This window comes from Fulvitalea axinellae (assembly GCF_036492835.1).
Lineage (GTDB): Bacteria > Bacteroidota > Bacteroidia > Cytophagales > Cyclobacteriaceae > Fulvitalea > Fulvitalea axinellae.
The window spans coordinates 4,350,220-4,370,155 of the sequence record NZ_AP025314.1 but is presented as its reverse complement, the minus strand read 5'-3'; the positions used below and the strand labels follow the sequence as shown (position 1 = coordinate 4,370,155).

Sequence of the window (19,936 nt, the reverse complement as noted above, 5' to 3'; positions counted from 1 at the left end):
GCGTCTTTGGCATCATTGAGTATTAGGTACAATGCGGTGAATATATCTTTAATTTGATCGTCAGATTTTAAGAACATTAGAGCAAAAACATTCCCCGGCCTTGAGGAATGAGCGTTAAAAAATTTGGCCCCACGGACCGTTAAAAAATCTCCACTGTCTGACTGCAAGGAGTTTGGAGATTTTAGGGCCGTGGGGTCAAATTTTAGCTCAGGCCTCACAGCCAAAGAGATTTTTTGGTTACTTTTTCATCTGAAAAAGTAACACTGGGGCATGCTAAAAGCCATATGCATGAGGTTTCGGAAAATCACTGATAAAAAGCACAAAACTCACACACTCCTCTCTCCCTAATTTCCCAACCGGCCCAAAACCTGCGCAAACAAAATAAGAAAAATGCGCGCCAGAGAAACAAAAGAAAAACCCCACCTGTACCGGCACCTCGATTTTTTCGAACGCCTGATAATCCACAACCTAAACCTGGACGGATATTCCCTGCGCAAAATAGCCAAAACCATAAACCGTGCGCCCTCTACAGTAAGCCGAGAATTGCGCCGAAACAAGGCCGGTGACAAATACCTCCCCGAAATAGCCGAAAGCCTCTACACGGCCCGAAAACGCCTCTACGCGATATGTTTCCGCCGTCCCGCCCGCCGCGGATGGCGCTACGTTCCCGGCGAACGCTTTCCTCGCAACCAAATAGCCTGGCTCTCCGATCTAAGCAAATATATGCGCCTCGGCAAAAAAACACTCCCGAAACGCTACAAAGAAAAAGCCCCCGCACTTTACGCCCACTGGAGCCAAAAGCCCTACAACTTCTCCGACCTACCCTATTACGAATGGATACTCACACTGGAAGACAAAAGTGGAAAACACCGGAAAACTGTGGATAAAACCGCTGTAGCCGAAAAAACAAAACAGAAAACACCGCCCAAAACTAACATCATCAAAAAAATCCCCGAAAATTTCCCAGTACAGACAGGGCACGCCCTGTCTCACACCCCAAAAAGAGCCTCGTTTTCCACACCCCTGTGGAAAAACGTGGCCTAACCGCACCCAAAAACCGGCGAAACCCCTCCAATGCCATCATTTTTCCACAAACTTTTCCCCAATAGGCCCGGCACACTCAAAAACAGTAAAGTAAACAGAAGTTTTCCACCTTCTTATCCACTTTTCCACCGCAATATTTTCCGAAAAACAATTACCAGCCACAATTTTCCCCAATCTTTTCCACACCAAAAAAAGCGTTGCGCTAGCACACGTCAGTTTTTCCACACAGAAAAATTCCGCACGGATTTTTAGCGCAGAAAAAACACTCCCAAATTATAATATCTTTGGACGAACGCTTTTTCAACAGAAACAGATTATGAATGAGTTTTTGGATCAAATAGAAATAGCTCGTTACAACGAGAGTAAAAAAAGATACGATGGGTCTTTTTATATCTTTATTCGGGCCACAGCCAAAGAGCTTGATGATAAAACACTTTTAAAAGCGTTGAATTTAGGGGAGTTTTCTTTTTGGTCACAAGAGAATAAGCCTGAAAAGGATAACTGTGGTATTCTGATCACCGAAACTGAAGGTTGGATTCATATAATTGATAATTGGTCCTACAGCTTATGGAGCAAGTTGAGAGGCTTAAAAGGCTTGGAAAAGCTAGGGGCAAAGTTTGACGTGTTTTACTGTATGGCTCCAGACTTGACAGAGGGCGTGAATTTCGGATATTTTAAAGATGGTCAATTGCTGCGAAATTATATGGTGGAGCATTGGGTGTACCCTAACATGCGTGTAAACGTCGGGAATCTGCCGAATGAGGCGCAAATTTTTGAAAAGGGAGACCATTTTGAGGGAGCCTTGAGATATGCAGAAGAAAACCTCGGAATAAAAATATACCACGATCCTAAAAAGGCTCGCACGTATACCGCTTTTGAGGATCTTGATTTTTCTTTCGATGAAGATGAAGTTTTTTGAAAGTGGAAATGGCGATGGCGATTTATCTTTTTCAATTGTGATTTGCCTTTTTTAGGAGCCTTTCTAATGTGTTCCTTGCTACTCGACGAAACGGTAATAAAAACTGAGATAATCGTCAAAATCAATATCTTGCCAGACAAACGCAGTTTTTATGCGCCTGAACAAAATTATCCTTGTTTTTTCGTCTCATTGGTTAGTCTATTATTGATTCCAATGCGTTCCAAAAAACTAATTTCAGGCCTTTATTTTTCTTCCATAACCGCAATGTTTTTGGATGGAAGAAAAATTTGTAGCCGTATTTAGAAGATTTTTTGGTTACTTTTTCATCTGAAAAAGTGACACCGGACCTAGTTATAAGCAAATTGTTTATGGTTTCGGGATATCGTCTTTTAAATGCCAATGATTATGTCGTAGTGCATAAGGCTTATTTTATCCATTGTTTATACAAAACGATTCATCTTTTTATCATGACTGAATATAGAAGGGAAGGAAATGATGTGTTTGGGAGGGGGGACATCAACAAAATCAGACGAGCCTACATAAAGGACACGAATATAGAGGATGCGTTACGGGAGCTGGCCGGTTGTGAGAAACTGCAGCGACTGACCATTATGGGTTGCGGATCCGGTGATTTTTTCGAACAGATTTCGGCCTTCAAACATCTGGAGGAACTGCATATCGAAAAGACATATTTCGATGAGATTCCGGATTGTGTGTCGGAACTCAAGGAATTGAGGAGCCTGAGCTTCCTGAGTTGTCGTGTCAAGAGGCTCCCGGAGTCGATCGGCCGTTTGCCGCTCATTTATTTCAATGCGCGAAACAACCTTCTGGAAGATTTGCCCATGGGCATAGCGTCCGTACCCATCAGCTCGATGGACCTGTCGGAAAACAAATTCGAAAAATTTCCCGAAGCGCTGGCCGGAATGAACGGACTTGTGCGTCTGGACATAAGCAGAAACAGTATCAGGGAAATTCCGGACTTTATATCCGGCATCACGAAAATATCAAGACTTGACGCCACCGACAATCATATTGAGGACATCCCGCAATGCATAGCCGACTGCAGGGAGCTATCCAACCTGGGATTGGACCGAAACCGATTCACGGAATTGCCGGCCGTATTGTTAGGCATGAGAAGGCTTCAGAAAATATATTTTTCGGAAAATGAAATCGAGCGGATTCCCGATGCCTTTTCCAAAAACCGGTTCAGCTTTATCGACCTTTCCAAAAATAAGTTGTCGGAATTGCCTCCGTCAATGGGGACAATCGAAAATATCGGCAACCTGAACCTGTCCAATAACCAATTCGAAACCATTCCCGAAGTGTTGACGGGCATGAAGTGTCTGGAAAGGCTCAATATCAACGACAACAGGCTGAGCTCGTTGGAAGGTTTGGCAGAAATACGCGGACTGGAATCCTTTTCGGGCCTGATAAACGACGGGCTGAAGGATTATTACGGATTGATGGTCGGCGGGACTTTCGAACTGAACGACCTCCGGCACTTGGGCATAATAGGCAAAAAAACGGAGGCGTGCCGGAAATTACTGACCGCTTTGGGGAAAGCCCGGATCAGCGAGGCCGGGAAAAGATGGTTTCTGGACAGCGCTTTTGAGTCAAAAAACTTCGAGAAGTGGCCCGCCACCGACAAACGGCGTACCCTCGAAGGTTTGGCCGTTCCATTCAAGCCTCTGCAAAGCCTGATGTTGGGGCGTTTGTCCGAATTTTCGGAGGCGGACAAAGCCGTGGACTCTTTGGCGGAAGGATCGGTAGTGACCGTTTTTGGCCGGACCTCGATGAAGAAAACGGAACTGCGCGAAAAACTCAAGTCTTTCGGTATTGGTTACGCGGCGAAATACGGCCCAAAGGTCACGCATATTATAGTGGGAAGCATGCCCAAGGAAGTTTCGGACTCTGACGGAGAAATCACGGCCAAATTGTTGGGCGAATCGCGTTTCACCGATTTTGTCAACGTTCATGCCCCCGGATTTTTGATCGAACAGGAAAAGGAAACCGCGGACGAAGAGGCGGAAAGCCCCATGATCGCCAACCTTCGCGACTTGTTGTCCTCCAAAGACGATGCGAGCCTGCCTTTGGCTATGGAAATGCTGAAGGCCAACGGTGTGCCCAAAAGTCTCGTCTCCGAACTGTTTTTGTTGCAGAAAACCCACGCCGTCTCACAAGTGCGTACCGCGATACGCAAACTGTTGTTGGCCAACGCTCCCGAACGCTATTTGCCGGCGGTAAACGACAGACTGAGCTTCAATCCCGATAAATTGAAGGAATATGAGATAATAGCGAAGTTCAAAAAAATTGAAAAGGTGTGGGGCCGTGACGTTTGCCTTGAATTTTCCTGCCGGATGTTTGAGCGGTTCGGGAAGGGCTTGCGTTATGCCATCACAAAATCGAAAGCGGGAGAAGAATGGCGCGAAAAAGCCCTCTCGATGGTATTCAGCGAAGGGGAACTGAATTGGAACAAAGCCTTGGTGTATAAAGACCGCCGTTCGCACGCACTTGAGGATCAGGCCGGATACGGTGGGTCGAATTCCAAAACGAATTTGCCTGTCGATCTTCTTGACAAGGAAAAAGTATCGTCCATGATATTACACAATATCAAGATGAAAACTTTGCCGGCAAGTATCGGGAAGTTCGTTGATTTGGAGACTTTGGACTGCTCCGTAAACAGTCTTTCGGAACTTCCCAAAGCGATAACGAAACTGAAAAATCTCAAGCACCTAAACTTGTCGAACAATTGGTTTGAGGCGTTTCCGGCCGAACTAAAGGAGCTGGATTCCCTGCGTACCCTGGATCTGCGCATGAGTAGCGCCCGGGCATACGATGAAATCCCGCGGCCGCTCAAGGTTCCCGACGATTTTAAAGAGGCCTTGCCCGATTGCGAAGTTCTCGTTTAGCGATTCGCCAATGAAATAATCTTGTTCCCCGGCCCGAATTGGTACCAATCAATCCGGGCCGGGGCCCATTGCGAACGATATTTTTAGCCGTCAGGTTTTTGGGAAAAATTAGTAGTATTTACTCTTGTTTTATTCGCCCAACTGGTCCGATCTACTATAGATTCCAATACGTTCCAAAAAACTAATTTCAGGCCTTTATTTTTCTTCCATAACCGCTATGCTTTTGGATGGAAGAAAAATTTGTAGCCGTATTTAGAAGATTTTTTGGTTACTTTTTGATCTTTCAACTAGCGAAGCGTTCTCATGAACTCCATTGAACGAGATCGAAAGTGAATAAAAAGTAAGACCGGAGCTTGTTAAACGCAAAATGTCAGTGGTTTCGGAATAACACATTTTTAAGGCTGATAATTAAGTATGCACTTGAACAAAATTACTCTTGTACTATTCGTCTTAGTTTTCCGATCAATTATTGACTCCAATGCATTCCAAAAAACTAATCTCAGGCCTTTATTTTTCTTCCATAACCGTTATGCTTTTGGATGGAAGAAAAATTTGTAGCCGTATTTGAGAGATTTTTTGGTTACTTTTTGATCTCTCAACTAGCGAAGCGTTCTCATGAACTCCTTTGAAAGAAATTGAAAGTGAATAAAAAGTAACACCGGGGCTTGCTCAGCGCAAAATGTCAATGGTTTCGGGATTACGAATTTTTAATGCTAATAATTAAGTCAAGGCGCATAGGGATACATATTTAAGAAGATTTTTTAGTTACTTTTTTATCGCCAACAAAGCGACAGCGATCTCACGAACACGCTGAAAAACACGTCAAAGCGCACACATAAATTAAAACAAAACCCTAAAATCCCCCGTATAAAAGAACCTCAAGCAAACCCCACAACCCCAGCGCTTTAAAAACCAAAAGCGCTCCCATAACATCAAAAAAAATGAGAACCCTGACACTTTTCTGCCTGTTGCTGACCGCGACAACTTTTGCGACAGCGCAAAAAACTCCCCTGAATTTTTCCGAAAAACAAACCCCGATCTGGGAACTCGCCAAAAAAAGGACAATGGAAGTGGCCGAGGCCATGCCTGAAAATTTATACGATTATCGTCCTACCGAAGACGTTATGAGTTTCAGGGAACAAATGTCCCATATTACCGGCGCGTTGCTCTCTATGGACACCCGCTTTATTCGCAAACAAGAATACGCGGGTTACGGCAAAGACCTAAACGGGCTGAGCAAAGCCGACCTGATAAAAGAAATGTCTAAAACTTTCGACCAAGTTATAGCCAACCTAAAAAAACTGGACGATACGGCGCTCACCCAAACAGGCAAAGATTTTGGTGGCGTAACGCTTACCAAGTGGCAGTCTTACCTCTTTATGCAAGACCATATTACAAATCACAGGGCCAAAGCCGTACTTTACTTGCGCCTAAACAAAATCACTCCGCCCAGATACGGATATAACTGACAACCCCTTCCGCCGGCGCGAGGCTTCAGCCTCGTGCCTGCGCCTAACGGGAGCTTCAAAGCTCCCGCATCCAGATTTTCACATCAAATAAGGACATTCTTTTTTCGTTTATAAATCTTATCCACTACGCTAAGAAGATCAACTTCACCTTCCATATTTAGCCCCAAAAGATTTCCCAGCGGAATGCCGAACTTTAATTTCAGCTGAAAATCCTTTGACTTATTCAGTTCTTCCAAAGTTTGCTTCACTTTTGCGTGCAGACCCGATTCTATAGTCTCTAATTGCTCCGACAATTCTTGCCTCTGAGTAGAAAATTCACCGTTCAGCAATTCAAAAAGCGTAGAGCATAAATCTTCCGTCTGTTTTTCGTTCAGACGCCCGACTTCCTCGTTCAAAATCTCCCGAATATCCTGATTCCCCGGCAAAGCCAACAAATAATCAAATTGCCGATCCAAAGAGCATTTTACGTCTTTTACGTCGCTCTTAATCTCTCTTACTTCGTTTAGAATTTTTTTAAGATTATCTTCCCGAGGCATTCCCGTCAAAAGCTCCGAAATCTCAAACACCTTCTCATCATCCTCGTCCTCGTGCCAGATATACTCCCGCTTTCCTTTTTTCTCCCGCCTTAGCAACACCTTATACTTGGCATAATCATCCGTGCCCGGCAACGGAATCATTTGTTCCGGCTTATCGCTTAGCTCATTATTTACCGCATCTACCAGCGCTATAATAACCGCCATAAAATCCCGCTTGCGGTTGCGTTCGCCCGTTACGGTAATGGTTATGCGTCCGTTATATTTGATCAAAAGCGCCTGTACACCATCGTTTTCCAAAATACAACCCGATCGCCATTGCTCACGCAAATATCCCGAATCATGGGCGCTCACCATAATATGCGGAAAAATAGAACTGGGTAGATGTTCGTACTCATAAACGAACTGGATTTTATCCACGGCTTCCCGTATTGGAGACGTTTTTTCTTTCGGCTCAGCGGTTTCCAAAAGCTCGGGAATAATTAATTTTTCTTCACCTTTTAACTCAAAACAAAGCTTAAATTTCTTTAAGATTTCAATTAAGAACATACGCTCATTTGGCCCATATTCTATTTTCTTGTAGTTGCTTACTTTGTAAGTGGTTGCTTTATCACTCTCCTTGTTAATGATATATTTTAACTCACTAAACGGGACAAGCCCTTTAAGTTCCCCCGCCTTTTTTGACGTAAGGATTTGGTAAACACCGTAGGTAACCCAGTAAGGGTTCAGTACAAAGTAATCTTCAAGGCGTGCGGCCTCAAAATGAAGCACTATACCCAAGTCATGTAAAAAACGGATAGCCTCTTTTTGTTCTATGTCATCGTCTAAACCTTTATCGGAGCAAATCTCTAATGCGATACTTTCGTTTAGATAGCCCTTTTTTTCACCTTCCCCCGTGGTTTCTTTCCGGAACTCATCCTTTATCTCTATCCAACGCTCGTCTATTTCCGTATTGAAAAGTTCCGCCTGCGGTACTAGCTCAGCCAGTTTTTCTTTAAGCTCTTCCAGCCCTTCTTCCGTCTTGCAGGAAACTCTCAAAAAATATTTGATCTGTGGAAATTCCTTTTGCAATTCGTGCTGGTTTTCAAAGCCGAAGCCCGTATGCACGTCTATTTGGTTGGCCACCACTATTACCGACGAATTTCCGCCCGTTGTTTTGATTCGCCGTACCCATTCCCGGATATGCGATGCGGTATCTTTGTCTTTGCGGGCGTCAATCACCAAAACATAAACGGAACGTTTGGTCAGAAAAAATTGGTGCGTGGCGTTCATAATTTCCTGCCCGCCAAAATCCCAAAAATATCCCGTAAGTCCGTGCAGGTTTTTCTGCCCGGCAAAACAGTTACAGTCACCGAATTTGATTCCCTCTATATTAATACCGTCCGTTTGCGCTTCGTTTTCGTCAAACTCGTTATGGTTTAGCCTTCTTAGCAGAGATGTTTTTCCGGCTTTGGGATCTCCGATTAGGATTATTTTTACTTCGTCAAGTTTTTTCTTATTCGCTTCCAGCCAACGTAGACAGGCTTCTTTGCCTTGTTTTATTATTTCTATAGGGGGAGATTCTATAGGATTATCTCTAAGGCAAATAGTTTCACCCCATCCATCAAATGAAATGGGTAGACCTACATTAAAAAGACTAAAGTCAAATTCTTTTATTGAATTGTCAGATAAATCAAGGACTTGAATTTGTTGTAAATTTTGTATTACTGTTAGGTCTTCGATAGAGTTGTTTTTTAGGTCAAGTACTTTAATATTGTTTAGGTTTTGTATAGGAGTTAAGTCATTGATATTATTGTGAGATAAAAATAATTTCTGAATTAGCTTTAGGTTTTGTAAGGGTTCCAACTCTTGAATAGAGTTACTTATTAAGTGGAGTTTTTGAACTTGTTTTAGGTTTTGTATGGGCGTTAAGTCTTCTATATAATTGCTACCTAAATCAAGTTTTTGAATCTGTTCTAGATATTGTATAGGGGTTAAGTCTTTAATTAAGTTGTTGAATAAATTGAGATCTTGAATCTGATGCAGATATCTTAGGGGCGTTAAATCCGAAATTGAATTATATGATAAATCTAATGTCTTAATTTTTTTCAGAGATTGTAAAGGGGTTAGGTCTTTGATGGAATTGGCAGGTAACTTGAGTGTCTGAAGCCTAATAAAGCTCTGGATAGAATCGAGTTTTTCTATTTTACAATGGTAAAGAGTCAAAGATTGAAGGCTCTCAGAAAAATCATCAATATAGTCTATTGGTGAAACAAAGTTTTTGAAACGAGGTGGACTAATAATTATTTTATTAATATGTTTTCTATCATTCAAAGAATAGAAAAAACACCCTTCTGTTAACAAAGTTTCTTCTTCAATAGGTACCTCTACAGCTTTAACCCCAATAACCTCCTCAATTTTCCGAATAGCCTCCAGTTGTTCCATAATCTGAAAAAGATAAAATAGCCTTATAAAAAGATGGTATTCTAAAATACTGCATTTTATACGCTTTATAAAGTAATGCTATTCCTTATATAAGGTATAAATTCCTCCAAAGTATTCGTTGAAAACACCGCTCCGAAAATTTTTTCAAAAAATTTCAAACAATTTCGGTTTTCCACTTTTTCACGCTCCCTCCCGGCACAGATCTTGGACTTAAGCAAAACAGTTTTAAACAAAAAAATTACTGTATTGAAAAAGATCGAGATAACCTCCAGCGAATTGATCAATTACGCCCGTTACGCGCGTATCGCCTCCAACATTGCCGAATGCCAAGCCTATCTGAAAGGCGAGGAGGCTTTTTTGTCCAACCTGGAATGGGAACGCCTGAAAATCGTGCGCAAGGAATTGCGTCTGGCGGCGCAGTCCGAAAGCTGGATCGAGCGCGGGCAGTCGCTCAACGACGAGGTGACCAAACTCACCGTCGCCGTGGCCAGGGAAACTGACCCGAAAAGAAAAGATTATCTGGAAGCCTCGCTCAAAACGGCGGAGGGCGAACTGGAAATGTACAACCTTGAGGCGCAAGACCGCGAGAAAACTCCCGAGAGTATTTTGATCCGCGAAACTTCGCGGCGCAAATTCATCGAAGCCCAGCAGGAGCTCCACCGCGAAGCCGTTTTGGATTATATCCGCGACTTCGTAGTGCCCGGCAACGTGGGCGAGGGCACGGTAATATTCGAAGGCCAGGAATACGCCACCGAAACCGTAGGCGCCTAAACCAACCCGAAGTACAAGCAGCTAACACAAATCATAACTGAAAAGAGTCCGCCCTTTGGGCGGGCTTTTTTTGTGCCGTATTTTTCGGGAAGTTTTTCCGTAACGTTTAGAATTGAATTATTTTTCCGCCTGATTTATGCGATATTTTTTTCGCTCAATTTTTCAACTCAAAAAGTTACGCCATTTTGGAAGGGCTATTTTATATAATCATCGGGCTTGTAATTTTTTCCCCTATTGTAGTTGTTATCCACGAGTTGGGACACGCTGTTTTTGCGTTGGCGCTTCAAAAAGGCGGAGTGAAGATATTTTTGGGATCGTTTAATGATGAGAATGAGGTGTTTAGATTTCGCCTGGGACGCCTGATTGTCTTCCTAAGTAAAAAATTCCTCTATATAGGGAGCGGATCGGTAAGTCTGGAAAACTATAAAGGTTTTTCGATAAACCGTCATATTCTTTTCGCTTTAGGCGGTCCCTTGGCAAATGTACTGAGTGCGGTAGCTGGCGGAATTTTATGGTTTTACGCGGACTCTCCATATAATTATTTGCTTCTGGCCTTTGTTTTTGTATCGGCCAGGACTGCGTTTAACAACTTAATGCCTGATTTGGAAACCAAATCTTTTTTTAGCGATACCGGGATGTCACTTATTCCCGACGGACAACAGATTAAGATGTATAGGGCCATGAAAAAAATGCCCAATCCGTTTTTGGACGCTTGGTATGACTATGAAAATGAGGAATTTGAATCCGCTGCGGAAAAATTTCGTTTGGTATGCGAGAAAATTCCCAAAGAGTTATTTCCCATAAACTTTCTTTATGCGTCATACTCTAAGCTTGGGGAATGGGAAAAGGCCTCCGAATTTTTAGAGCGATTCGATAAAGAGGATGGACTGGGTTCTGACGAAAGGCTTTGTTTATGCTATTCGCTTATGGCTCAGGAAAGGTACTCGGACAGTTTGGCGCACTACCAAAAAGTACTGAAAGACGATCCGAGAAATGTAATGGCTTGGAATAATAAAGGGTACGCGTTATTGTGTATTCATGAATACGAAATGGCTTTGAAGCATTTGGACAGGGCATTAAGGCTTAGCCCAAAATTTCCATATGCGATGAATAACCGTGGACAAGCCAAATTAATGTTGGGCGACTTGGAAGGCGGTCGGCAGGATGTTGAAGAATCAATGAAACTGGATCCGGAGAACGGTTTCGCTTACAGAAATCTGGGTATCTACTATTTCTTGAAAGAAGATTACGCCCAAGCTTTGGAGCATTTCCGAAAATGCGAAGAAAAGGACCCCGAAGCAGACCTGTTGAAAGACTATATAGAGAAAACCGAAGCGAAATTGGCCGAAGTTTAGCAAAAATATGTAGAGACAGGGCACGCCCTGTCTAACACCCAGATTTTCCATCTCCGAATCCGGTACAATCGTCGCGTGTACCCCGTTTTTACTCGGCCTTATAACGTTTCCGACAATTCCTCCAACTGCTCTTTTTCCTTTTCCGACAGCCTCTCTATCCCTTTGTCGTTGATTTTGTCCAGCAATTTGTTCAGTTCCTGTTCGCGCTCCACTTTTTCGGAATTATAGCGGTCGTCTTGGCTTTCGTATTTTTTCGGCTTCGATATAAATTTCCCAATCAGTAGGCTATCGGGCCGAGCGACGGTATAAACCAGAAAAACTAGGCTGGGAACAAGAATTGCCGCTATCGGCAGAGGGTTTTCGAACAAAAGGTTGGGATAGAACGCCAAAATGGTGGCCATCCCGAAGATTCCTCCGGCAAGATGCGCCTCGTGCCCGATATTTCCCGAACCGCGACGGATTCCGGCTATGGAATACAGGATATAAGCCAGTCCGTAAATCCAGCCGGGAAAAAAGATAGGCAGTACTACGAAGCGTAAAGTGAGGCTGGGAAAAAATGCGATGGCGGCAAACATCACTCCGCTTACGGCGCCCGAAGCGCCTACGGCTTGGTAGTGGCTCCGGTGGCGGTTGATAAATAATGCGAATAAGTTTCCGGCCAACAAAGAGCCGAAAAATATGCCTGCGAAAAGGCCCAGACCGATTGTTTCCTCAAACCGGTAAGAGAAAAGATAAAGCGTCAGCATATTGGCCCCGAGGTGGCGCCAATCGGCATGGACAAAGCCCGAAGTTAACAGCCTGCGGTATTCTTTGGAAACCAAAACGGCGTGATTGTCCAGCGAATAACGCGATAAAAATTCCTTGTCCTTTCTTCCCCTATAGGTAATATAAACGCAGACAAGCAAAACGACAAATGTGACTAAACCCATTTCGTTGAGATAGAAAAAAGATGAGATTTTTTGTCCAATATACCGATAATCCGATGCCGTCGCAAGGCGGAACGTAGAGACAGGGCACGCCCTGTCTAACACTCCAACCTAACATTCCAACAGCCCAACGCCCTCTAACCAGTCTGTTCTTACGTCCCCCAACACCGCCAAAAATCCCGCAGGCACAAAACCTGCGCATATTTTCCGTAGAATATGCGCGCCACGGAATCCAAAGAAAAACCGCACCTCTACCGGCATCTCAGCGTATTGGAACGCCGGATAATCCACAACCTGAAACTGGACGGGTATTCCCTGCGCAAGATAGCCACGACGCTGGGGCGGTCGCCGTCCACCGTCAGCCGGGAATTGCGGCGCAACAAAACCTTCGGCGAATACTTCCCCGGTTTGGCCGACGACCTTTATACGGCCCGCAAGCGCCTTTACGCCATTTGTTTTCGCCGGCCGGCACGGCGCGGTTGGCGTTACGTGCCCGGTGAGCGCCATCCGCGCAATGAGATCGCGTGGCTCTCGGATTTGGGACGTTACCGGCGACTAGGCCGAAAATTCTTGCCGAAAAGATGGCGGGAAAAAGCGCCGTCGATTTATCCACAATGGAAACTGAAGCCCTATAACTTCTCGGATCTCCCTTACTACGAATGGATGCTGACTTTGGAAGAAAAGGTAGCGAAACACGCTAAGGCTGTGGATAAACTGGCCGAAAGCGTGGATAAAAAACAAAAATTTTTACCGAAAACTGACACATTCAAAAAATTATCCCCACTTTTGCGCCTTCCTTCGAGAAGAGGCGATTCGGGAGACGAAAAAATACGCCGGTTTTCCACATCGCTGTGGAAAACTGTGGCCTGATAGCGTCCGAAAATCCGAAGAATCAAACCGGGCCGTCGGTTATCCACAGCCATTCGAGGCGTTTTTCTTTTTCAGCATTGAAAACGCTCCGAAACCCGGAGTTTTCCACTTCTTTTTCCACTTTTCCACCGCCGGTTTTCCTGATTTTCTTTTTGGGCATGAATTATTCCGTAGTTTTTCCACAGTCTTGAAAGTGTTGCGCTTGCACACGTCGGTTTTGCTGTCGCAAAAAATATCGTCAGCGTTTGAGGATAAAAATTTTGGAAGAAAAATGCGGGAGTTTATCCGCCGAACGCGAATTGGCGCAAGTTTGTGAATCTTGCGCCAATTCGGATTATAAAAACATAAGAGCCCATTTTAGGCTGGAGGTGTCGCTCCACTTAATCCGGGTCCGACTTTAAATGTTTTTGTTTCTGTTACGCCGTCATTTCTAGTCAAGACCACCTTTAACCAAGTTTCCATATAACTTTGGTTGAAGATCTGCATTGACATTGTTTCTGAATTCGATTCCCACTTCCAGTAAACTACTTCAGGCTCATACGGGTCCCAAATATTCTTCGGGCATGTGTAGGAATACCATGTTGTCGTATAGGAATATCCGTTTCGTTTTTTGTAAACGACTTGCCATTGTCCTTGATAAAAAGGATGGGCTGGCGCTTTTAACACATCAATTGACAAATTAGGGTACATTCGGTTAAGACATTCTTTATCCTTAGCGGATAGTCCATTGGGTCTTAGTTGATAAAGCGATCCGTCAAGTTTCGTGATTGTCGGTTTGCCGTTTTTACTAAAAGCGGTAGGGGCATACATCATGATTGAATTAAAATCAAGGCCCCCATCCGAGTAAATATAAGCTCTAGGAACTTCAGGGAAGCTTAATTTTTTAAATGCTGCGGCGACATTAGCTTTAGGGTGATTATAATCAATGTTGGCCGTGTGTATTTTAATATAATAGTCTCTGTCACTTCTTTGGTGTTCATGAAACAGACCTAACGAATGGCATATTTCATGAATTATAACTCCTTGAGTAGCGTTAGAGCTAAGATTTATTACTTGTCTTCCGCCTATTCTGCCAACAGGGGAGAAACTCGCATCACCTGAAATGAACTGAAATAGAATGTAGTCGGTAGACTCATAGGGGTTGTAAGGTTTGAATTTTAAATTTGTTCCACCTTGCATCCGGCCGATTGCCATTTTTATATTGTGTTTTACCTTGCTTGATAGGTATGAATCTATACTGTAGTGAATAGTGTTGTTGGGCCATCTTTTTATCAAGCTAGGAGTTCCTACACCATTGGTCCTAAACTGTTTTTTGCTTTGGGCGATATAGTCGTCAAGCTGTTCTTTGTCGAACAACATATCGTCGCCCAATAAATAGTTTCCGGCCAATTCGCTGTCATCGGCAATTTCGAAAAGACTTAGCGTGTCGTTGTGAATGACCTTTTTTACAATTTTACCGTTCAGAGCCAGAAAGCTGTTTTCAGTTATCGAAGGGATATTCTCCTTCTCTAACAGATCATCATTTTGGCAAGAAAAAAATGCTGGCAAAGAAATCAACGCCAGTAAAAATTTAATCTTTTTCATTTTTTGTATTGTTTTTGGGTTTACGGGTCGAATATAATTTTATTAAATTATTTTTTGTTAATTTTGATAATTCAGTGTTCGTATTTGGTGAAATGTTCCTGATTAGTATTTTTTTAGGTCATATTTATCTTACATTGTCTTTTAAGGCTTCAGTGTAGCTTATGTCTTTAAGAAACGTAGCGATTTAGCATAATAATAAGCAAAGGCTGGCCGGCGTAATTCAATTACGGGCCATATCCGTAAAAAGTGAGCTAACACAATTCATATATCAAAAAGAGTCCACCCTTTGGGTGGGCTTTTTTTCTGTTTTGTCGTAATTTCTATCGTTATGGATATTCATTGTCTTTTTCCGAACCGGATTTTACGGTGTCTGCTCATTCTGCTTTTTTTGTTTTCGTGCAAACCGCAGAAATCGGGACAGCCCGCTGGGCTCTTCGCATACGTGGATTCGCTACAATGTGACGGACAAAAATTCACTGTTTACAAAAAGCCCAACGGCCATGTGTTTATACTGAACGCTAAAAATGACACTGTTTTTCAGCACAAGGAATGGGTTGGAAAGATCGAGATAGGGGAGTTTTATAAAAGCGGAAACCAGTCTCTACTTTTTTCCTATTCCACTAACACTCCGGGCGAGTGTGATTTGATTGTTTATATGCCGGACTTTGGGAAATTTACGAAAGTCATGAATTTCCGTAAATTCCCTTCCGCAAAACGGATCGGAGACGGTAACTATTGGTATTCGTACAAAAGCGTTGGGTGTGCCGATAATATCTGGAAAAGTGATCTCTTTAAGATTGAGAGTTATGAGGCCAAACTTATTGCGAGTGTAGAAGTAAACGGATGTGTGAGTGAGACGCAAGAAAAAGTTAAGGCGACATTGTTCCGGATTAAGGAGAATGAGAAAGTAGTTGTTAGAGAGTTTGTGCCGGTTTTCGTCAGTACTCCTGATTATAAACACGCCTTTATCAGAAATTTCTGGGCTAAAAATTATTCGTATTAAGTAGGCTACGAACTTCTTTATGACTACAGAACGAAGCATAAAAAACAACGAAGGGTATTGTCATTTTCTGGATAGCGGGATTGTTTTTACGGCAACGCCTGATGCCACTAATTATCTCTCGGAATTTAAGGCCGAAAGAAAAAGCAGGTATATGGCCATGGTAGTGCCTGCGTTGCTCTGTCTTTCAGCGGCTATTTTAGCCGTAAGCGTATATCTCAAAAAAGATGGAAAGGTAATGTATACGGCTTTGACTATGTTCTTCGGTTTATTACTGGAGATCATTATTTCAGTTTTTGTTATAAAAAGAGAAACTCCTAAAATCAAAAAGGCCAGCGTTATAGATATAGAGATAAAGCGGGGAATTTCGAAAAGAACATTTGTGTTGATATTTTTAAGTTTAGCTGCGATTCTTTTATTCCTTCCAATAAATCTGACTATTGAAGAGATATTTATGATCATCGGAATACCTCTTTTGATTTTGTTGTTGATCTTTCTCTTTAGCGAAAGAAATGATGGAAAAGTGACCGACAAAACATGGTGGCCCCCTTTTATCGGAAGAAAAGAACTGTGTATCCGTTATCAGGAATCAGGTCGTATTAGGAAGAAAACCTTTGCTTTGGAAGACCTTGATGAAGAGAAACTATTACGGATTTTGAAGGTCGAAGGATATCCCAGTAGTTTGTTACAGGTAAATAGACACAAAAAAACCGGCTTCTTGTAGCCGGTTTTTCACTCAATATTTTTCGGGAAGAAACTCCCTTGCGCCAGAGTAACGGAAAATATCCGTGCGGACTATTTACTCAGTACTCTTTACGCTTTACTCTCACAAACCCTTATTTCATTTTCCCCACTTGGAAACGAACGCTCAAATAGTCGGCGAAGTCGAAGCGGAGCTCTTTTACCAGCTCGCCTTTTTCGTCCATCAGGGCTATGCGGCCGTTTTTGCCCACTTTTGATTTGTCGCGGCGGTAGTTCCACCAGTGGCGGATCATTCCGTCCTCGGCTTTGTCGGTTACCAACAGTTCGTAGCAACCGTCCGGCAGGGCGATAAAGTCGTCGTAAGTTTCGCCGTCCTTCAGGGCAGGGCGCTCATATACCACGGCTCCGTTGGAGTTGATGATTTTGTATCCCGTCTCTTTGGCACGTCCCAAGCCGTTGGCCTCGATATGGAGGAAAAATTCGCGTCCCATAGCCAAAGGCTTTTTCGCGGTGGTCACCAAAGTGTTGCCCGCCGGGCTTTCGTCGGTTCCGCCGTTCGGTTCGCTGAGCGTCACTACGAACTCGGGGCTTTTCTTGAAGCCTTTCCAGCTCGGCGCCGGAAGCATCACTTCGGCCTTGTCCAAAAATCCGAGGTTTCCGTTCCAGGTATAAACGCTCTTCTTTCCTTTTTTGAACCCGTAAGTGATCTTAACCGTGCGCAACGGATTCGAGCCGGTGTTTTGGATCAGGATTCTCGGGTTTGAGCAAATCGGGTTGAAGCGGCTGTGCGCGTCTTGCGAGCTCGGTGTGATGATGTCAGCCAAAGTGGCGTCAACCTTGAAGTTTGGCGCTCCGTAAGAGAAAAGTTGGTGCGACTGGCGATAAGATCCGCCTTTTTCGCCGTTGTCCGAATAAGGCTCGATTCCGTAGTCGAAATTGATCGTGTCGCCGGGCTGAACCCTTTGCGGCACTTCGAAATCGTAGGTGTCAACCGGAGTGCCCGGGCACCAGCCCGCGCGGTCGAACTGCCAAGTTCCGCCTTGCGGAAAAACGGCGTTGTGTCCGCAGTCTTTCCAAACGTTCCAGTGGAAAAGCACCTGTTTGTTGGCGTAGTAAGTGTGCTTCTTGTTGTCCCACTCACAGCAGTTGCGCGGTCCGTAGTGGCCGTGGCCCGAAATGCGCGCGCGCATGCGGTAAGTTTTCGCCTCGGGATTGAAGACGAGTTTTCTTGTCTGCAATTTTTTGTCGTCCGAAAGGTCCTCGTATTTGTAGCTTCCCATCGGGTAGAGGTTTTCCACCGAGATTACGTCGCGTACGGGAGTTCCTTTGATAAAAAGAAACTTCATGTCGAGGAGTTCTTGGCGGTTGCCGGATTTCAGCTCCACTTTTCCCGAGAGGATCGGGGCGTAGTCGGTTACGTCATAAACGTATTTCCATCCGTTTTCCCCGCCGAACCAAAGGCGCTTGCCGTAAGGCGTCACGAAAGCCTCGATCTCGAATTTTTCTTTCGTTCCGTCGGCTTTTTTTACCGTGGCAACGGTGTTGGTGGAATAATCCCACTCGCCACAGGGGAATTTGTCGCGGGTGGTGGCCGAATCGCATTTCAGGTGTCGGATCATCAGGATTTTTGCCCACTGCCCTTCGAATTTCGGAAATTCGAATTCGCCCTTGCGCTTGTCGATGTCCTTAAAGGTGAAAGTCTGTACCGTGAGGGTGTCGCTCTGCGCAAAAACCGACGGCGCCAGACAGGTGAATGCCAAAGAAAGGCACATTAGTAACGTTCGCGAAAAAGTCATGATAATAGTGATGTTTCGAAATTGGGAAAATAAAATCAACGCTAATTTCCGAAATATTGGCCGTATGTTCATTCAATGGCACGATGAAAAAAATAATAATCGTTGAGTTACAGTGCGGAACGGTATTTTTCGAAGGCTTTTATATGGCTTGGATTGTTTTCTGCTTTTTCTCGGCCTTTATTCGATTGACTTGTACCATCCTGAATTTTAATGTTTTCATTCCGTTTGAGATGTGTTCCTAATTCAGTTCTTTTGGCGCTTTCTGATCAAATTAGCTTCATTTTATATAGTTTTTCTATGAATACCCTAAACATCGATTACGGAAAAGGTCTGGCTTTCGCTTTGGCCAGCGCGCTTGCCGTTACGCTCCAAATTATGCTCGGCCCGTTGCTGGTATCCATATATCCCAAAATGATCGTTTCCGGCGCGCTTTCCGCCTCGGGCATCGCGCTTGCGCTGTTTTATCTGTCGCATGTTCTTGCCGAAGGAAAAAAGATTACGCTGTTTTTGGCCTTGGCTTCGGCTTACTATTTCGCGTACGAGGCTTTGGTCGCTTTTGAAGTCAGCGAACTTCCTAAAGTATTGGAAACCCTGTTTGGTTTTCGCAACGAAATCACGTTTTTCCTTTTCGGCGCCCTGATTTTGCGCCGTCCGTTAGCCGGATTGTTTTTCGCCGTTTTCGTATACGTCTTTAATGTAAATGGTGTGGCCACTTTAGCCATGGGCTTCGCTTCTGGCTACGATTTTATTTTGTCTGTGGGACAGGGTATGCTGAGTGCGCCTTTTGGTCCCCTGTCTATGTTCCTGGTTTTGTTTAGCGGACTTTTGCTCAAGCGTTTTGTTTTCGGCTTGGTATGCGAGGGCCGGCTTACCGAATTTTTCAGGTCGAAGGTGTTTCGTATGGAAAACCTGAAGCTTTGGGAATTTCTGGTGATTTTTCAAGCCTTTCAGCTTACCGCCTTTGTTGCCGTTTGGAATTATCTGGACCGTGATTTGCCGTTGGTGGGCAGGTTTTTCGGGCATTCGGATTTCGTCTGGCATGGGATCGAAATTCTTCTTGTCGGCGCTTGCGTATCGGTTTTTTACATAATTTTTTCCCGCCAATTCGTACTCTCTTATTTCGCCGGCCGGGGAGCCGCTCCGGGTTTTGCGCTTTGGTTCTTTCTCTTTCCGGTTTTGGGCGTATTAGTGGCCGGCGTTTTGTCTTTTGTCGCCCGTGCGGAGCGCATTGGTGACGAGGAAATGATAGACGAACTGCGCAAGCCGAAAAAGTATGTCAAATTTCTGGGTATTCTGTCGGTTCTGAATTGTCTTTCCGGTGCCGCGGTTTGTCAATTTTTTGGTATGACGGAATATGCGCTGGTTTTGGCTGTCTTGGCGTTTTGCTACGGTTTGTTCTTCTTCGCCGGAAAAAAAGTGCGGGAGATGGTTTACGCATTGTTAATGGTGGCGAGCGTGGCCTCCGTGTTGTACATTTTGCTTTTGCCGGATGTGGCGTATATAATTCCCGGAGGCCAAGAGACGGGACTTTTACAGGCGCTGACTTCGATTATCTTTCTGTATGTTACCCGAGCCGCCGTGTTGCCCGAAAAATTAGAGCTGGCGAAGTCTGCGTAATCGGTGCGGGTAAGGAT

Annotated in this window: 15 protein-coding genes; 10 read left to right on the top strand and 5 right to left on the bottom strand. The window is 44.1% G+C overall.

From position 1 onward, the window contains the following. Positions 1-390 precede the first annotated feature (390 nt). The 4 genes from AABK39_RS27775 (at position 391) to AABK39_RS16895 (ending at position 6,341) form a co-directional block, all read left to right on the top strand. The gene (locus tag AABK39_RS27775) at positions 391-1,044 is read left to right on the top strand and encodes a helix-turn-helix domain-containing protein (protein ID WP_421825143.1); all 654 of its coding nucleotides are present in this window, start codon (positions 391-393) and stop codon (positions 1,042-1,044) included. Positions 1,045-1,360: 316 nt separating this feature from the next. After that, positions 1,361-1,963 carry a hypothetical protein gene (locus tag AABK39_RS16905; protein WP_338392514.1) on the top strand — a complete coding sequence of 201 codons (603 nt, stop codon included), beginning with the start codon at positions 1,361-1,363 and terminating at the stop codon, positions 1,961-1,963. Positions 1,964-2,430: 467 nt separating this feature from the next. Further along, positions 2,431-4,872, top strand: a complete 2,442-nt coding sequence (locus AABK39_RS16900; protein WP_338392513.1) for a leucine-rich repeat domain-containing protein — start codon at positions 2,431-2,433, stop codon at positions 4,870-4,872. 941 nt (positions 4,873-5,813) lie between these two features. Then, complete coding sequence (locus tag AABK39_RS16895) at positions 5,814-6,341, top strand: DinB family protein (RefSeq protein WP_338392512.1); 528 nt, start codon at positions 5,814-5,816, stop codon at positions 6,339-6,341. A gap of 83 nt (positions 6,342-6,424) precedes the next feature. Here the strand turns inward: AABK39_RS16895 and AABK39_RS16890 are convergent, their stop codons facing one another. Next, entirely contained in the window at positions 6,425-9,298 is a 2,874-nt protein-coding gene (locus tag AABK39_RS16890) for a COR domain-containing protein (protein WP_338392511.1), read from the bottom strand. Between the two features lie 246 nt (positions 9,299-9,544). Here AABK39_RS16890 and AABK39_RS16885 point away from each other — a divergent pair, with 246 nt between their 5' ends. Then, entirely contained in the window at positions 9,545-10,069 is a 525-nt protein-coding gene (locus tag AABK39_RS16885) for a hypothetical protein (protein WP_338392510.1), read from the top strand. Positions 10,070-10,254: 185 nt separating this feature from the next. Further along, a complete protein-coding gene (locus AABK39_RS16880) occupies positions 10,255-11,424 on the top strand; it encodes a tetratricopeptide repeat protein (RefSeq protein WP_338392509.1) in 1,170 nt (389 codons plus the stop codon). A gap of 98 nt (positions 11,425-11,522) precedes the next feature. Here the strand turns inward: AABK39_RS16880 and AABK39_RS16875 are convergent, their stop codons facing one another. Then, positions 11,523-12,353 (bottom strand): rhomboid family intramembrane serine protease, encoded by an 831-nt coding sequence (locus AABK39_RS16875; protein ID WP_338392508.1) that lies wholly within the window; start codon positions 12,351-12,353, stop codon positions 11,523-11,525. Positions 12,354-12,566: 213 nt separating this feature from the next. Between AABK39_RS16875 and AABK39_RS16870 the strand changes: the two genes are divergently transcribed. Continuing rightward, positions 12,567-13,220: a helix-turn-helix domain-containing protein gene (locus AABK39_RS16870; protein ID WP_338392507.1), complete on the top strand. Its 654-nt coding sequence runs from the start codon at positions 12,567-12,569 to the stop codon at positions 13,218-13,220. Between the two features lie 22 nt (positions 13,221-13,242). Here the strand turns inward: AABK39_RS16870 and AABK39_RS16865 are convergent, their stop codons facing one another. Further along, positions 13,243-13,380, bottom strand: coding sequence for a hypothetical protein (locus AABK39_RS16865; protein ID WP_338392506.1), 138 nt, complete (start codon positions 13,378-13,380; stop codon positions 13,243-13,245). Between the two features lie 197 nt (positions 13,381-13,577). Beyond that, on the bottom strand, positions 13,578-14,804 hold the full coding sequence (locus tag AABK39_RS16860) for a M12 family metallopeptidase (protein ID WP_338392505.1): 1,227 nt from the start codon (positions 14,802-14,804) through the stop codon (positions 13,578-13,580). Between the two features lie 328 nt (positions 14,805-15,132). On the opposite strand from AABK39_RS16860, the gene AABK39_RS16855 reads away from it, so the two are divergent. Both AABK39_RS16855 and AABK39_RS16850 read left to right on the top strand, forming a co-directional pair. Beyond that, the gene (locus AABK39_RS16855) at positions 15,133-15,807 is read left to right on the top strand and encodes a hypothetical protein (protein WP_338392504.1); all 675 of its coding nucleotides are present in this window, start codon (positions 15,133-15,135) and stop codon (positions 15,805-15,807) included. A gap of 19 nt (positions 15,808-15,826) precedes the next feature. Further along, positions 15,827-16,528 carry a hypothetical protein gene (locus AABK39_RS16850; protein WP_338392503.1) on the top strand — a complete coding sequence of 234 codons (702 nt, stop codon included), beginning with the start codon at positions 15,827-15,829 and terminating at the stop codon, positions 16,526-16,528. Positions 16,529-16,640: 112 nt separating this feature from the next. Here the strand turns inward: AABK39_RS16850 and AABK39_RS16845 are convergent, their stop codons facing one another. Further along, positions 16,641-18,302: a peptide-N-glycosidase F-related protein gene (locus AABK39_RS16845; RefSeq protein WP_338392502.1), complete on the bottom strand. Its 1,662-nt coding sequence runs from the start codon at positions 18,300-18,302 to the stop codon at positions 16,641-16,643. Between the two features lie 297 nt (positions 18,303-18,599). On the opposite strand from AABK39_RS16845, the gene AABK39_RS16840 reads away from it, so the two are divergent. Continuing rightward, positions 18,600-19,919, top strand: a complete 1,320-nt coding sequence (locus AABK39_RS16840; RefSeq protein WP_338392501.1) for a hypothetical protein — start codon at positions 18,600-18,602, stop codon at positions 19,917-19,919. Positions 19,920-19,936 lie beyond the last annotated feature (17 nt).